Source organism: Pedobacter sp. 01N416 (genome assembly GCF_056399685.1).
In genome coordinates, this window is sequence record NZ_JBFTRT010000186.1 from 1 (window position 1) to 14,358 (window position 14,358).

At 38.5% G+C, this 14,358-nt stretch carries 15 protein-coding genes and 2 pseudogenes; all 17 read left to right on the forward strand.

The features are described 5' to 3' along the window. Positions 1 to 414, forward strand: a pseudogene (locus AC1DND_RS12120) (tetratricopeptide repeat protein); the annotation flags it as partial. Between the two features lie 81 nt (positions 415 to 495). Continuing rightward, entirely contained in the window at positions 496 to 867 is a 372-nt protein-coding gene (locus AC1DND_RS12125) for an NADH-quinone oxidoreductase subunit A (protein WP_057931428.1), read from the forward strand. A gap of 228 nt (positions 868 to 1,095) precedes the next feature. Next, on the forward strand, positions 1,096 to 1,638 hold the full coding sequence (locus AC1DND_RS12130) for an NADH-quinone oxidoreductase subunit B (protein ID WP_108197409.1): 543 nt from the start codon (positions 1,096 to 1,098) through the stop codon (positions 1,636 to 1,638). Then, positions 1,638 to 2,138, forward strand: a complete 501-nt coding sequence (locus AC1DND_RS12135) for an NADH-quinone oxidoreductase subunit C (RefSeq protein ID WP_215129975.1) — start codon at positions 1,638 to 1,640, stop codon at positions 2,136 to 2,138. The genes AC1DND_RS12130 and AC1DND_RS12135 overlap by 1 nt, the downstream gene beginning before the upstream one ends. A 3-nt stretch (positions 2,139 to 2,141) precedes the next feature. Next, positions 2,142 to 3,356: an NADH-quinone oxidoreductase subunit D gene (locus AC1DND_RS12140; RefSeq protein ID WP_477581928.1), complete on the forward strand. Its 1,215-nt coding sequence runs from the start codon at positions 2,142 to 2,144 to the stop codon at positions 3,354 to 3,356. After that, positions 3,349 to 3,864: an NADH-quinone oxidoreductase subunit NuoE family protein gene (locus AC1DND_RS12145; RefSeq protein WP_477581929.1), complete on the forward strand. Its 516-nt coding sequence runs from the start codon at positions 3,349 to 3,351 to the stop codon at positions 3,862 to 3,864. The genes AC1DND_RS12140 and AC1DND_RS12145 overlap by 8 nt, the downstream gene beginning before the upstream one ends. A 75-nt stretch (positions 3,865 to 3,939) precedes the next feature. Continuing rightward, on the forward strand, positions 3,940 to 5,307 hold the full coding sequence (gene nuoF / locus AC1DND_RS12150; protein WP_477581931.1) for an NADH-quinone oxidoreductase subunit NuoF: 1,368 nt from the start codon (positions 3,940 to 3,942) through the stop codon (positions 5,305 to 5,307). A gap of 87 nt (positions 5,308 to 5,394) precedes the next feature. Beyond that, positions 5,395 to 5,931, forward strand: coding sequence for an ORF6N domain-containing protein (locus AC1DND_RS12155; protein ID WP_477581933.1), 537 nt, complete (start codon positions 5,395 to 5,397; stop codon positions 5,929 to 5,931). A gap of 72 nt (positions 5,932 to 6,003) precedes the next feature. Beyond that, positions 6,004 to 7,014: an NADH-quinone oxidoreductase subunit G gene (locus tag AC1DND_RS12160; protein ID WP_477581935.1), complete on the forward strand. Its 1,011-nt coding sequence runs from the start codon at positions 6,004 to 6,006 to the stop codon at positions 7,012 to 7,014. Continuing rightward, positions 7,014 to 8,051 carry an NADH-quinone oxidoreductase subunit NuoH gene (gene nuoH, locus AC1DND_RS12165; protein ID WP_029274749.1) on the forward strand — a complete coding sequence of 346 codons (1,038 nt, stop codon included), beginning with the start codon at positions 7,014 to 7,016 and terminating at the stop codon, positions 8,049 to 8,051. Before AC1DND_RS12160 ends, nuoH begins: the two co-directional genes overlap by 1 nt. 2 nt (positions 8,052 to 8,053) lie before the next feature. Then, a pseudogene (locus tag AC1DND_RS12170) lies at positions 8,054 to 8,485 on the forward strand (NuoI/complex I 23 kDa subunit family protein); the annotation flags it as partial. An 88-nt stretch (positions 8,486 to 8,573) separates the two neighbouring features. After that, positions 8,574 to 9,077 (forward strand): NADH-quinone oxidoreductase subunit J family protein, encoded by a 504-nt coding sequence (locus tag AC1DND_RS12175; protein ID WP_029274747.1) that lies wholly within the window; start codon positions 8,574 to 8,576, stop codon positions 9,075 to 9,077. Further along, on the forward strand, positions 9,077 to 9,406 hold the full coding sequence (gene nuoK / locus AC1DND_RS12180; protein WP_029274746.1) for an NADH-quinone oxidoreductase subunit NuoK: 330 nt from the start codon (positions 9,077 to 9,079) through the stop codon (positions 9,404 to 9,406). Before AC1DND_RS12175 ends, nuoK begins: the two co-directional genes overlap by 1 nt. Before the next feature lie 13 nt (positions 9,407 to 9,419). Then, complete coding sequence (nuoL, locus tag AC1DND_RS12185) at positions 9,420 to 11,321, forward strand: NADH-quinone oxidoreductase subunit L (RefSeq protein WP_477581938.1); 1,902 nt, start codon at positions 9,420 to 9,422, stop codon at positions 11,319 to 11,321. Between the two features lie 20 nt (positions 11,322 to 11,341). After that, complete coding sequence (locus AC1DND_RS12190; protein WP_477581940.1) at positions 11,342 to 12,742, forward strand: complex I subunit 4 family protein; 1,401 nt, start codon at positions 11,342 to 11,344, stop codon at positions 12,740 to 12,742. Further along, positions 12,691 to 13,890, forward strand: a complete 1,200-nt coding sequence (locus AC1DND_RS12195; protein WP_477581942.1) for an NADH-quinone oxidoreductase subunit N — start codon at positions 12,691 to 12,693, stop codon at positions 13,888 to 13,890. Before AC1DND_RS12190 ends, AC1DND_RS12195 begins: the two co-directional genes overlap by 52 nt. 297 nt (positions 13,891 to 14,187) lie before the next feature. Beyond that, positions 14,188 to 14,358, forward strand: a 171-nt coding sequence (locus AC1DND_RS12200; protein ID WP_477581944.1) for an inorganic diphosphatase, incomplete at its 3' end; no start/stop codon positions are given.

Here is a 14,358-nt window from a genome sequence, read left to right on the forward strand (position 1 = left end):
GCTTACATTGCTCAGAAAGAGAAAAAACCATTTAATACTGCTGCATTAGTTGAGGCAGACTCTGCTTTAAGCCATTTAGCTAAAGTTTCTCCAGAATTTGCTTTAGGATACTTTGTAAGAGGAAGAATTGCAAATTTGGTAGATGACAAAGCTAATCCAAAAGGAACCGGAATACCATACTTTGAAAAATATGTTAGCTTGGTAAAACCTGAAGAAGTAGCTGCAAATAAGACTAACTTATCAGAATCTTATAATAATATTGGCGCTTGGTATTCAGATAAAGATAAAGCTAAGGCTATTGATGCTTTCACTAAAAGTCTGGCATTAGATCCTGCAGACACTTACGCTGCGGCTAGATTAAAAGAGTTACAATCACCTGCACCTGCTGCAAAACCAAAAGCTAAAGGCAAATAATTAAAAGTTAAATAATTTAGAAAAGGCAGAGTTTGGTTACTCTGCCTTTTTCTTTTACTTTTGCATCACAAAATAAAAATTATGCAAGCGCAGAGTTCCTCTATAGATTTTTTACCAATTATATTTCAAGTAATTGTTGCTTTAGGTTTTGTGGTAACCACATTGGTTGCTACCCATTTTTTAGGTCCAAAACGTAAAACAAGCGATAAGTTAGAAACTTTTGAGGCCGGTATTAAATCAGTAGGTAATGCACGTCAGCCTTTCTCTATCAAATATTTCGTAGTAGCCATCTTATTTGTACTGTTCGATGTAGAGGTTATCTTTATGTATCCTTGGGCAGTTAATTTCCGTACATTGCGGATGGATGGAATGATCGAAATGTTCATTTTCATGGGTACTTTGTTGCTAGGTTTTATCTACGTCATCAAGAAAAAAGTTTTAGACTGGAACTAGTCAGTTGGCAGTTCTCAGTTCACAATTGGCAGTTAATAGTTCTCGGTTTAAAAACTGTAAACTGAAAATTGCCAACTGCAAACCGAATGTGTATCACTTACACTAACTTATAGCTGTTTTGGTTATTTAGAAAGGTTCTAAATCGAGTAAAGCTAGTTTGTTTGCCTTTAAAATATTGTAAATTTGTTGCTCATTCTGCAAAGGGATGAGCATTTTTTGTTTATAAACATGAGTGAAATTAATATAGTTGATGCGCCTCCAGGAATAGAAGGATCTGGCTTTTTCGCCACTTCTCTTGATAAAGTGATTGGTTTGGCCCGCTCAAATTCATTATGGCCTTTACCTTTCGCAACTTCTTGTTGTGGAATCGAGTTTATGGCAACCATGGGTTCTCACTACGATCTTGGTCGTTTCGGTGCCGAACGCTTAAGTTTTTCTCCCCGTCAGGCAGATGTTTTAATGGTTATGGGAACTATCGCTAAAAAGATGGCCCCGGTATTAAAGCAGGTTTATATCCAAATGGCAGAGCCGCGTTGGGTAATGGCTGTTGGTGCCTGTGCAAGTAGTGGTGGTATTTTTGATACTTATTCCGTATTGCAGGGTATTGATGAGGTTATTCCGGTGGATGTTTACGTTCCGGGTTGTCCGCCAAGACCTGAAGCCATTTTAGATGGTTTTCAGCGTATTCAGGATTTAGTGAAAAACGAGTCGGGCAGAAGAAGAAATTCTGATTATTACAAAGAACTTTTAGGTCAATACGGCATTAAATAATGGAAGAAACGACACTAAATAATAATATTCTGGCAAAACTTAGCGATAAGTTTGGCGAAAAGGTAACCGGAGTTTCTGAACCATATGGCTTATTAACTTTTGCAACCACCAAAGATGTTATCATCAATGTATTATCGTTCCTTAAAAACGATTTGAGTTTTAATTTCTTGACCGATATTACGGCAGTCCATTATCCTGGTAAAGATCATGGTATTGCAGTGGTTTACCATTTGCACAACATGGTCGAGAAAGTTAGAATCAGGATTAAGGTTTTCATTTCAGAACAAAATCCAACTATCCCTACAGCAACAACTGTTTGGAAAGGTGCCAACTGGATGGAACGCGAAACTTACGATTTGTTCGGGGTTAAATTTGAAGGTCACCCTGATTTACGACGTATTTTAAATATGGACGACTTAGGTGTTCATCCGATGTTGAAACAATATCCATTGGAAGATCCGAACAGAGTAGATAAAAAAGACGAATTTTTTGGAAGGTAAACTATGAATCATAACCATCCGGTATTTACAGATAACGACCCGCAAAGTGAGCTGGTAACCTTAAACTTAGGCCCAACGCACCCTGCAACACACGGCGTTTTTCAAAACGTTTTGCAATTAGATGGCGAACGTATTGTAAGCGGCGTTTCTACCATTGGGTATATCCACCGTGCTTTCGAAAAGATTGCCGAGCATCGCCCATTTTATCAAATTACACCACTTACCGACCGTTTAAACTATTGCTCGTCGCCTATTAATAATATGGGATGGCACATGACGGTTGAGAAGTTGTTAAATATTCAGATGCCGAAACGCGTAGATTACCTTCGGGTAATTATTATGGAGCTTTCGCGTATTGCCGATCACATTATCTGTAACACGATTATTGGTCAGGATACCGGGGCAACAACCACTTTCTTATACCTTTTCCAGTTCCGTGAGCATATTTACGAAATCTTCGAAGAAGTTTGTGGTGCACGTTTAACCACAAATATTGGCCGTATTGGTGGGTTTGAAAGAGATTTCAATGATATCGCCTTTGCTAAAATTGATAAGTTTTTAAAAGAATTCCCTAAAGCGTTAAAAGAGTTCGAAAATCTATTAACACGTAACCGTATTTTTATTGATAGAACGGCTGGTGTTGCAGAAGTAACTAAAGAAGCTGCTTTAGAATATAGCTGGACTGGGCCGCTTTTGCGTGCTACCGGTGTAGATTACGATGTGCGTGTAAGCGATCCATATTCTTCATATCAGGATTTCGACTTTGAAGTTCCGGTAGGTACAAGCGGCGATATTTACGACAGGTATTTAGTGCGTAATGAAGAGATGTGGCAAAGTGTCCGCATTATCGAACAGGCGCTTGTGAAATTAAAAACAGAGCCAAAGGGTATTTTTCATGCCGATGTTCCTGAATTTTACCTCCCTCCAAAACAAGAAGTTTACAATAATATGGAAGCATTAATCTATCACTTCAAAATTGTGATGGGTGAAATTGATGCGCCCAAAGCAGAAGTTTATCATGCCGTAGAAGGCGGAAATGGCGAGTTAGGATTCTATCTGATTAATGATGGAGGCCGTACACCGTACCGTTTACACTTCCGCAGACCAAGTTTTGTAAACTACCAGATGTTTGCACCAATGAGCGAGGGCATGTTATTGTCTGATGCCATTATCAACATGAGTAGTATGAATATTATTGCAGGAGAATTAGATGCTTAAAGTAGAAGAACAAACACCTGTAGTGTTTTCATCAGAATTGCTGGCCAAATTTGATGATGTAAAAAGCCGTTACCCTGAAGGTAAGCACAAATCAGCTTTGTTGCCATTATTGCACTTGGTACAGGCCGAATACCTTTGGGTGAGTACACCAGCGATGGATAAAGTAGCTGAATATTTAAATATTCAGCCAATTGAAGTGTATGAGGTGGCAACATTTTATACCATGTACTTTTTAAAACCACAAGGTAAGTATGCTTTGGAGGTTTGTCGTACCGGCCCTTGTTGCCTGGTTGGTGCCGAAAAAATAATAAGCCACTTGGAAAACAAGTTAGGTGTTAAAGAAGGTGAAGTTACTGCCGATGGTTTATTCAGCTTTAGAGGAGTTGAATGTTTAGCCGCCTGTGGTTTCGGCCCGGTGTTGCAAATTAGCCCGGAATATACTTTCTACGAAAACCTTACCGAAGCAAGTGTAGATAAATTGATTGAAGATTTGAAAAATAAGTCCTAAGTCGAAAGTCTTAAGTCGAGAGTCGTTTTGACTTAAGACTATGGATTATGGACTACAGACTATAGACTAATTAAAATGTCTCGAAAACTGTTACTTGAGCATATAAACGTACCAGGCATCAATACACTTGAAGTCTATCGCCAAAAAGGCGGGTACCGTGCTGTGGAAAAAGCCCTTAAAACTTTAACACCTGAAGAGATTGTTGAAGAAGTTAAGAAATCGGGCTTACGCGGTCGCGGAGGTGCGGGTTTCCCAACCGGGATGAAATGGAGCTTTTTGGCTAAACCAGAAGGTGTTGCGCGTTATTTGGTGTGTAATGCTGATGAATCAGAGCCAGGAACTTTTAAAGACCGTTATTTGATGACTTATATTCCCCATGCATTAATTGAGGGAATGATTGTATCGAGTTTCGCATTGGGTGCCAAGGTCTCTTATATCTATGTACGTGGCGAAATGATGCCTCAGATCCGCATTTTAGAAAAAGCAATTGCTGAGGCTAAAGCTGCAGGATGGTTGGGTAAAAACATTTTAGGAACAGGTTACGATTTAGAATTATATGTTCAGCCAGGCGGCGGCGCTTACATTTGTGGTGAAGAAACTGCTTTGCTAGAATCGCTTGAAGGTAAAAGAGGTAATCCACGGATTAAACCACCATTTCCGGCAATTGCAGGGTTATATGGTTGTCCTACAGTGGTTAACAATGTTGAATCGATTGCTGCAGTGGTACCGATTATCAACGATGGTGGCGATGAATATGCAAAAATTGGTATTGGTAGAAGTACAGGTACAAAATTAATATCAGCGTCGGGTAATTTAGTTAAACCAGGTGTTTACGAAATCGAATTGGGCTTACCGGTAGAAGAATTTATTTATTCAGACGAGTATTGTGGCGGTATTGCCAATGGTAAACGTTTAAAGGCAACGGTTGCAGGCGGATCATCGGTGCCTATTTTACCTGCTAATTTAACCCTGAAATACGCTAACGGCGAACCTCGTTTAATGAGTTACGAATCGTTATCAGAAGGTGGGTTTGCTACAGGAACCATGATGGGTTCAGGTGGTTTTATTGCTTTTGATGAAGATCAGTGTATTGTTCGTAATACCTGGAATTTTGCCCGTTTTTATCACCACGAAAGCTGTGGACAGTGTTCACCTTGCCGCGAAGGTACCGGATGGATGGAAAAAGTGTTACACAAAATCGAACACGGGCACGGTAAAATGGAAGATGTTGATTTATTGTGGGATATTCAACGCAAAATTGAAGGGAATACAATCTGCCCGTTGGGTGATGCAGCAGCCTGGCCGGTAGCCAGCGCAATCCGTCACTTCAGAGATGAATTTGAATGGCATATTAAAGAACCTGTTAAGAGTCAGAGCCAAAATTATGGTATTGCAAATTATGCTATCCCGATTGAGAAAGCTCCGGTAACGGAAGAGAAATAAAATCTTAAGGTCGCAATTTGCGACCAGTTGAATATTTAATTTAAAACCTAAGATCACAATTTGTGATCTTAGAAAATGAACTTGTAAATGCCGAAACAAGAGACATCAATAATTCCTAATGAGGTAATTGTAAACAAAATTTATCTTTTTAGAGGAGTTAAGGTGATGTTAGATTCTGATTTAGCAGAACTCTTTGGCGTTGAGACTAAAAGATTAAAAGAACAAGTTAGAAGAAATATAGAGCGTTTTCCAGAGCACTTTATGTTCGAATTAACAAAAGAAGAAAATGAGGTCTTAAGGTCGCAATTTGCGACCTTAGAACAAGGAAAATACTCAAAGTATCTTCCGTTTGCATTTAGTGAGCATGGTATTTTGCAACTATCAAATGTTTTGAAAAGTAAACAGGCGGTAGAAGTAAGTATTAAAATTATTGATGTGTTTGTACAGCTTAGAACGATGGTTTTAAGCAATACAGAAATAAGATTAGAAGTTGAAAAAATTAAAAAGAAAGTAGATAATCAGGATAAAAATATTGAAGTCATCTTCAGGTATTTTGATGAACTACTAGAACAGAAAGAAAAGCCAAGAAAAGAAATTGGCTATAAAATCTCGAAAGAGAAATAATAAATTGTAAAAAGATTGCTTCGTACCTCGCAATGACGGTAGAAGTATAAAAAATAAAGAATATCATTAACCATGAGTGAAAAAGTTAAGGTTACGATAGATGGGATAACAGTAGAGGTTGATAACGGCACAACCATTCTGAATGCTGCAAGGCAAATCGGAGGGGATATTGTTCCGCCAGCAATGTGCTATTATTCTAAATTACAAGGCAGTGGCGGTAAATGCCGTACCTGTATTGTAAAAGTGACTAAAGGTTCGGAGAAAGATCCTCGCCCAATGCCTAAGTTGGTGGCTTCTTGCCGCACAACCGTAATGGATGGGATGGAAGTGCTTAACATTACTTCACCAGAAGTTTTGGAAGCACGTGCAGGTGTTGTAGAGATCTTATTGATTAATCACCCTTTAGATTGCCCTGTTTGCGATCAGGCAGGAGAGTGTGATTTGCAAAATTTGGGCTACGAGCATGGTTTGCAAAAAACACGTTATGAGTTTGAACGCCGTACTTTCGAGCGTATCGATATAGGTGATAAAATCCAGTTGCACATGAATCGTTGTATTTTGTGCTACCGTTGTGTTTTCACGGCTGATCAGATTACAAACAAACGTGTTCATGGTATTTTAAACCGTGGCGACCATTCCGAAATTTCTACTTACATCACCCAGGCTGTTGATAACGATTTCTCAGGAAACGTAATCGATGTTTGCCCGGTAGGTGCTTTAACCGATAAAACTTTCCGTTTTAAAAACCGTGTTTGGTTTACCAAACCAGTTGATGCACACCGTGATTGCGCTCACGAAAAATGCAACGGTAAAGTAACACTTTGGTATAAAGGAGCAGATGTTTTACGTGTTACCGCACGTAAAGATCAGTTTGGAGAAGTAGAAGAATTTATTTGCAATACTTGCCGCTTCGATAAAAAAGCAACTGCTGATTGGGTAATTGAACATCCAACACACATTGATGATACTTCGGTAATTGCATCTAACCACTACGAAACATTAAAACCTTTGCATGTAATTCAGCCAAATGAGGCATTACAAGCTGCAAATGAAATTGAATTACATAAAACAGTTAAATACTAATGGATAGCGCTTTTGTTATAGAAAAATTTATCCTGGTAGCTGTAATTTTCGGCATCAGTTTAGTTATTGCCATGTATTCTACTTATGCAGAACGTAAAGTTGCTGCATATTTACAAGATCGTTTAGGCCCTGATAGAGCTGGCCCCTTTGGTATTTTACAACCGTTGGCCGATGGATTAAAAATGTTTATGAAAGAGGAAATTATTCCTACCTCATCAAACAGATTTTTATTTATAGCGGGCCCGGGTTTGGCATTGCTTTGTGCCTGTATAGGTACGGCGGTTATCCCGTGGGGCAGCCCTGTTTTAATTGCAGGCAAAACTATTCCTTTACAGGTTTCAGATATCAATGTTGGAGTTTTATACATTTTTGGAGTCGTTTCTTTAGGTGTTTATGGTGTAATGATTGGGGGATGGGCTTCAAACAACAAATACTCTTTGTTAAGTGCTATCCGTGCAGCTTCGCAGAACATCAGTTATGAAATTGCAATGGGATTATCGATCATCGCTTTGCTTTTAATGACGAATACCTTAAGCTTAAAAGAAATCGTTGATCAGCAACATGGTTGGAGATGGAACGTTTTATATCAGCCACTTGGATTCCTAATCTTTATGGTTTGTTCATTTGCAGAAACCAACCGTGCGCCATTCGATTTGCCTGAATGCGAAACGGAATTAATCGGTGGTTACCATACCGAATATTCTTCAATGAAATTAGGTTTTTACCTATTTGCTGAATATATCAATATGTTCGTATCATCAGCAGTGATGGCGGCATTATATTGGGGCGGTTATAATTACCCTGGCATGGATTCGATGGCGGTGTGGTTAGGCCCAACCTGGGCACCACTTTTTGGTACAGCAGTTTTCTTCGGTAAAATATGTGCTTTCATCTTTTTCTTCATGTGGGTACGTTGGACAATCCCTCGTTTCCGTTACGATCAATTGATGAATTTAGGTTGGAAAGGTTTAATACCTTTGGCTATTGCCAATATTATAATAACAGGTGTTGTGATTGCGATTATTGAGAAGTTTTAATTATGGAATCATTAAGTAATAAGAAAAAAGTACTGGAACAAAAGCCATTGAGCTTTATGGAGCGGATGTACCTGCCGGCAATTGCTAAGGGTATGGGCATTACCATCAGTCACTTATTTAAAAAAGAGGCTACTATAAGATATCCTGAAGTAGAGCGCGAATTCTCCACCAACTTTAGAGGGATGCACTCGCTAAAACGCGATGAGAATGGTAAAGAACGTTGTACTGCTTGTGGTTTATGCGCTTTATCTTGTCCAGCTGAAGCCATTACCATGATTGCCGCTGAACGCAAACCTGAGGAGAAAGATTTATACCGCGAAGAAAAATATGCAGCAACTTACGAAATCAATATGTTGCGCTGCATTTTTTGTGGATTATGTGAAGAAGCTTGTCCAAAAGAGGCAATTTACTTAGATGGGCCGATTGTACCAGCTTAAGCCTCGGTTCGTGTCTTCACGAAACGAAATATAAATAATGGTTTGTGGAGACACAAACCATGGAACATAAATAAACAATTAATTAATGAGTACACAAGTATTCTATTTCGTAGCCACATTAAGTATCATCTTTTCGCTGATGGTGATTTTTGCAAAAAATCCGATCCACAGTGTATTGTACTTAATCCTTACCTTTTTTACCTTCACTGTACACTATGTGCTATTAAACGCACAGTTTTTAGCGGTGGTAAACTTTATCGTTTACATGGGGGCCATAATGGTATTGTTTCTTTTTGTACTGATGCTACTTAACCTGAACAAAGAAACTGAACCGAGTAAATCGCCACTGATCAAAATCGTAGGTGTAATTGCTGGCGGTTGTTTGGTTGTAACCTTAATTGGTTCTTTAAAATCAGCAAGTATTACCAGTCCATTGATTTTGAAAAATCCAGGATTAGGGTTGGTAGAAAATCTAGGTAAGGAGCTTTTTGGCCCATTCTTATTGCCTTTCGAATTGTCATCTCTGTTATTATTGGCAGCAATGGTTGGAGCCGTTTTATTATCTAAAAGAGATGAGGTAGAAGCATAATGGAAAATTTATTCACACAAGCAGCAGGCGTTCCGCTAAACCACTACATCTATTTAAGTGCCATTATTTTTTCTATTGGTGTAATAGGCGTACTTACCCGCAGAAATGCCATTGTAATTTTTATGTCGGTTGAGCTGATGCTAAATGCGGTTAATTTACTTTTAACAGCATTTTCGGTTCATAACAATGACCCATCAGGGCAGGTTTTCGTATTCTTCATTATGGCTTTGGCAGCTGCAGAGGTTGCAGTAGGCCTGGCAATTATCGTAATGGTTTACAGAAATACGAAATCAGTAGATATTAATGTTTTAAATCGCCTTAAGTGGTAAATATATAATAAGAATGACAATAGAACAATTGATTTGGTTGGTTCCGTTACTTCCTTTTTTAGGGTTTGTAATTAATGGACTAGGCAGAAACTCTTTATCTAAAGGACTTGTTGGTATCATCGGAAGCGGGGTAATCTTAGCCTCCTTTATTATCAGCATAGTTATTTTCTTTAGTTTACAAGGCGACACACAAAAATCTCACGAAGTATTTTTATTCGATTGGATCAGCGCGGGTGCACTACACATTCCATTATCTTTTCTGGTTGATCCTTTAAGCTCGATCATGCTTTTGATCATCACTGGAATCGGTTTCCTGATCCATTTATATTCTACCAGCTATATGCACAGCGATGCAGGATTCGGTAAGTTTTTCGCTTATCTGAACCTGTTTGTATTCTTCATGCTTTTATTGGTATTGGGATCAAACTACATCGTTATGTTTATCGGTTGGGAAGGTGTAGGTTTATGCTCTTACCTGTTAATCGGTTTCTGGTATACAAACAGTACTTATGCCTCAGCAGCTAAAAAAGCTTTCGTAATGAACCGAATTGGTGATTTAGGCTTTTTGTTAGGTGTATTCTTAATCTTTACCACTTTTGGTAGTGTAGAATTTGCTAAAGTTTTCCCGCAAGCAGCTAATATGTTGCCAGGCAAAGATACTTTGGTTTTAATTACCATCTTGTTATTTATTGGTGCCTGCGGTAAATCGGCTCAGTTGCCTTTGTTTACCTGGTTACCTGATGCAATGGCCGGACCAACGCCAGTTTCAGCTTTGATCCACGCAGCTACAATGGTTACAGCTGGTATTTATATGATTGCACGTTCGAGCGTATTATTCGATCTTGCTCCGCTTACACAGCACATCATTGCCATTGTTGGAGCGGCTACGGCTTTAGTTGCAGCAATTATTGCTTTAACACAGACTGATATTAAAAAAGTGTTGGCTTATTCAACCGTATCGCAATTGGGATATATGTTTTTAGGCCTGGGTGTCGGCGCTTATACAGGTTCATTCTTCCATGTTTTAACCCACGCATTCTTTAAAGCACTATTATTCTTGGGCGCAGGTTCGGTTATCCATGCCATGCACCATGAACAAGATATGCGCCATATGGGCGGATTGAGAAAGAAACTTCCGGTTACTTTCTTAACGATGTTGATCGGTACCATTGCCATTGCAGGTTTACCACCGTTCTCTGGTTTCTTCTCAAAGGATGAAATTTTAGCACATGCTTTCCAGGCTAGTCCGATACTTTGGGGAATTGGGGTTTTAACCGCATTCTTAACGGCATTCTATATGTTTAGAATGATGTTCTTGACTTTCTTTGGCAAATACCGTGGAACACATCACGAAGAAAGCCATGTGCACGAATCGCCAAAAGCGATGACTTTACCTTTAATCATTTTAGCTATTCTTGCTGCAATTGGTGGAGCAATCAACTTTCCGCATATTTTTGGTGGAAACGAATGGTTGGCACATTGGTTAACTGGTGCAGGTGTAGCACAGCACGAATTGGATTTAAGTCATTCAACTGAAATAGGTTTAATGGCGATATCGGTAACCGCCGCTATAGCAGCTTTATTTTATGCTCATAGCAGGTATGTAAGGGGAGCACGCGTTCCTGTTGCTGATGAAGCACCGCGTTCTGCTCTGGCAAAGTTATCCTATAATAAATTCTACCTCGATGAAATTTATGATTTCCTGATCACTAAACCATTAGATGCACTTTCGAAATTCTTTTATAGGATTATCGATAACAAATTTATCGATGGAATTGTGAACGGACTGGGGTGGAGTACAAACGAAGCCAGTAAAGGTATTCGTTTGCTACAAAGTGGAAACGTAGGTTTCTATATTTTTATGATGGTATTTGGTATCATCGCATTACTTGCATATACATTTTATTACATATAAAAAGGGTTCAAAATTAAATAATGGAACAACTTTTACTACTTATATTTCTTCCGCTTGTAGGTGCAATTATTACTGCATTTACTGGTAAGTCGGCTAAAATAGTTTCGACCGTATTTTCGGTTGTTTCTTTGGTTTTGACTTTGGTTATCGCCGGTAATTTCATTCCAAATGCAAGTACCCAGTTTGAGGTTAATTTGCCATGGATTGCAGATTTAGGCATCAATTTCCACGCAGGTATCGATGGCATTAGCATGCTTGTGGTATTGCTAACCAATTTATTGGTGCCGATCATTATTTTATCGAGCTACAACCACCAGTATAAAAATCCTGCTGCATTTTATGCGTTGATTTTATTTATGCAATGTGGCCTGTTATTGGTATTTACGGCATTAGATGCGTTCTTGTTCTATATTGGATGGGAAGCGGCATTAATTCCAATTTACTTTATCTGTGCCATCTGGGGAGGAAAAGACCGCATCCGTATCAACATGAAATTTTTCGTGTATACCATTGCTGGTTCATTATTTATGTTGATGGGTATTATTTACTTATATCTTCAAAACCCAGCACACAATTTTGATATTCAAGCCTTTTATGCTTTAAACTTAGATAGTGTACAACAGGGATGGATTTTCTGGGCTTTCTTTATCGCTTTTGCCATTAAGATGCCAATTTTCCCTTTCCACACCTGGCAGCCTGATACTTATACCGCAGCACCTACACAAGGAACGATGCTATTATCGGGTATCATGTTAAAAATGGGCATTTATGGTGTAATTAGGTGGTTATTACCAATTGTTCCGGCAGGCGTTCACAATTGGGGCCAAGTGGCTATTGTTTTATCAATCATCGGTATTGTTTATGCTTCGCTGATTGCTTTTACACAAAAGGATGCTAAACGTTTGGTAGCTTATTCATCTATTGCTCACGTTGGATTAATATCAGCAGGTATCTTTGCTTTTAACCAGCAAGGTATGCAAGGTGCAATGGTACAGATGTTGAGCCATGGTATTAATGTAGTTGGTTTATTCTTTGTTTTAGATATCATCTTCTCTCGTGTTAAAACCAATAAAATTGAAGAATTAGGTGGAATTGCGAAAGTAGCACCACAGTTGGCGCTTACTTTTCTGATCATTGTTTTAGGCACGGTAGCTTTGCCGGGAACAAACGGATTTATTGGTGAGTTTTTACTGCTAATGGGCGTTTACAACTACGGCATTTGGGCTGCAGCTATTGCAGGATTAACCATTATCTTTGGTGCTGTCTACATGTTACGCATGTACCAAAATGTAATGTTGGGCGAAACCAACAGCTTGACCATCACTTTTACCGATATTAAAGGGACCGAAAAATTGGTTCTTTATACAATTTGTGCACTGATTATTATTTTTCCGGGATCTGTATTATCGGCACACTTTTAATCTTTTTATTAACACAGAACTATTTCCACGCTAAAAGCGATAACATAGCCGAATATTATACCTTAATTCTTTTCGCGCTGGCGGGAATGATCATGATGGTATCGTATAAAAATATGGCCATGTTATTTGTAGGCTTAGAAATCATGTCGGTGAGTTTATACATTTTGGCCGGTATCCGTAAAAAGGATTTTGCCTCTAATGAAGCTTCATTAAAGTATTTCCTAATGGGTGCTTTCTCAACAGGCTTCCTCTTATTTGGTATCACCCTAATTTATGGCGCTGCAGGGTCATTCGATTTAGATAAAATACAAGCCTATCTGGTAAATAGTCAGGCAATTTCTCCAATATTTTATCCGGGTGTTATCCTGATGATGATCGGTTTAAGCTTTAAGGTTGGTGCTGCTCCTTTCCACTTCTGGACTCCAGATGTATACGAAGGCGCTCCTTCATTAATTACCACTTTCATGAGTACTGTAGTTAAAACTGCAGGCTTTGCTGCTTTTTTAAGATTATTTGCTGGTGCACTTGCTCCACTTCACGATTTTTGGGTTGCACCACTTATGGTAATTGTTTGTTTAACCTTATTCATCGGAAACGTAACTGCGCTGTTCCAAAAGAACTTCAAACGCATGTTGGCATATTCGAGTATTTCGCACGCGGGTTACCTATTGTTTTCGCTTATTGTGTTAACCAAAAACTCTGAAAACAATGTATTGGTTTATGCCGCTGCTTACACCTTCGCATCCATTATCGCTTTTGCGGTATTAATATTAGTAAAACAAAAGACGGGTAGCGATAGTTTCGAAAGTTTCAATGGTTTAGCTAAACGTAATCCACTAATAGCATTATGTTTAACCGTAGCTATGCTTTCATTAGCCGGTATTCCGCTAACAGCTGGCTTTATCGGGAAATATTTAATGTTCCTGAATGTAATGACCGAATATAAAACCTTACTTGTTGCATTTGCGATTTTAAATGCGCTGGTTGGCTTTTATTATTATTTTAGGGTAATTACAGCCATGTGGTTTAAAGACGGCGCAGAAACAGAGCTTTCAGCTCCGGCACAGTACAAGGTTGTGTTACTGGTTTCTGTAGCCATTACATTAATTTTAGGTATTTATCCTGCAATTATTTTAAACCTGATATAGGTATGCTGTTGTTTGATAATTATTTGTAGTTTTACGAATAATTGAATATGCACGATTTTTGGAATAACCTGCATCAGCTACTTGATCCCGAGAAATTATTGAGGGAGGGTGGTTTCTATCTCGTTTAACTTTGCTCGGTTATTTTTTAGGCAGAAGGTTTGAAAAAGAAATTAACGATTATTTATTATATATTATTATTGGCTTTATCCTTATTACAACTATACCATTATTAATTACCTTTGTAAAAAGTAAAGTAGTGAGTGGTCCTGAAGAGGATAAAACAGATTTAAATTAAAAATGGCAAAAGACGATCATCACGCATGGCATAGCGTATCTCCTGGGCACAATGTTCCGGAAATTGTAAACGCAATTATTGAAATTCCAAAAGGATCAAAAGCAAAATACGAAATAGATAAAGAATCAGGTCTGATCAAGTTAGATAGGGTTCTTTTTTCATCAGTAATGTAC

What these genes read in the sequence shown, in the direction of transcription:
- AC1DND_RS12125 (WP_057931428.1), top strand. Translation starts at nt 496, where the DNA reads ATGCAAGCGCAGAGTTCCTCTATAGATTTTTTACCAATTATATTTCAA.
- AC1DND_RS12130 (WP_108197409.1), top strand. Translation starts at nt 1,096, where the DNA reads ATGAGTGAAATTAATATAGTTGATGCGCCTCCAGGAATAGAAGGATCT.
- AC1DND_RS12135 (WP_215129975.1), top strand. Translation starts at nt 1,638, where the DNA reads ATGGAAGAAACGACACTAAATAATAATATTCTGGCAAAACTTAGCGAT.
- AC1DND_RS12140 (WP_477581928.1), top strand. Translation starts at nt 2,142, where the DNA reads ATGAATCATAACCATCCGGTATTTACAGATAACGACCCGCAAAGTGAG.
- AC1DND_RS12145 (WP_477581929.1), top strand. Translation starts at nt 3,349, where the DNA reads ATGCTTAAAGTAGAAGAACAAACACCTGTAGTGTTTTCATCAGAATTG.
- nuoF (WP_477581931.1), top strand. Translation starts at nt 3,940, where the DNA reads ATGTCTCGAAAACTGTTACTTGAGCATATAAACGTACCAGGCATCAAT.
- AC1DND_RS12155 (WP_477581933.1), top strand. Translation starts at nt 5,395, where the DNA reads ATGCCGAAACAAGAGACATCAATAATTCCTAATGAGGTAATTGTAAAC.
- AC1DND_RS12160 (WP_477581935.1), top strand. Translation starts at nt 6,004, where the DNA reads ATGAGTGAAAAAGTTAAGGTTACGATAGATGGGATAACAGTAGAGGTT.
- nuoH (WP_029274749.1), top strand. Translation starts at nt 7,014, where the DNA reads ATGGATAGCGCTTTTGTTATAGAAAAATTTATCCTGGTAGCTGTAATT.
- AC1DND_RS12175 (WP_029274747.1), top strand. Translation starts at nt 8,574, where the DNA reads ATGAGTACACAAGTATTCTATTTCGTAGCCACATTAAGTATCATCTTT.
- nuoK (WP_029274746.1), top strand. Translation starts at nt 9,077, where the DNA reads ATGGAAAATTTATTCACACAAGCAGCAGGCGTTCCGCTAAACCACTAC.
- nuoL (WP_477581938.1), top strand. Translation starts at nt 9,420, where the DNA reads ATGACAATAGAACAATTGATTTGGTTGGTTCCGTTACTTCCTTTTTTA.
- AC1DND_RS12190 (WP_477581940.1), top strand. Translation starts at nt 11,342, where the DNA reads ATGGAACAACTTTTACTACTTATATTTCTTCCGCTTGTAGGTGCAATT.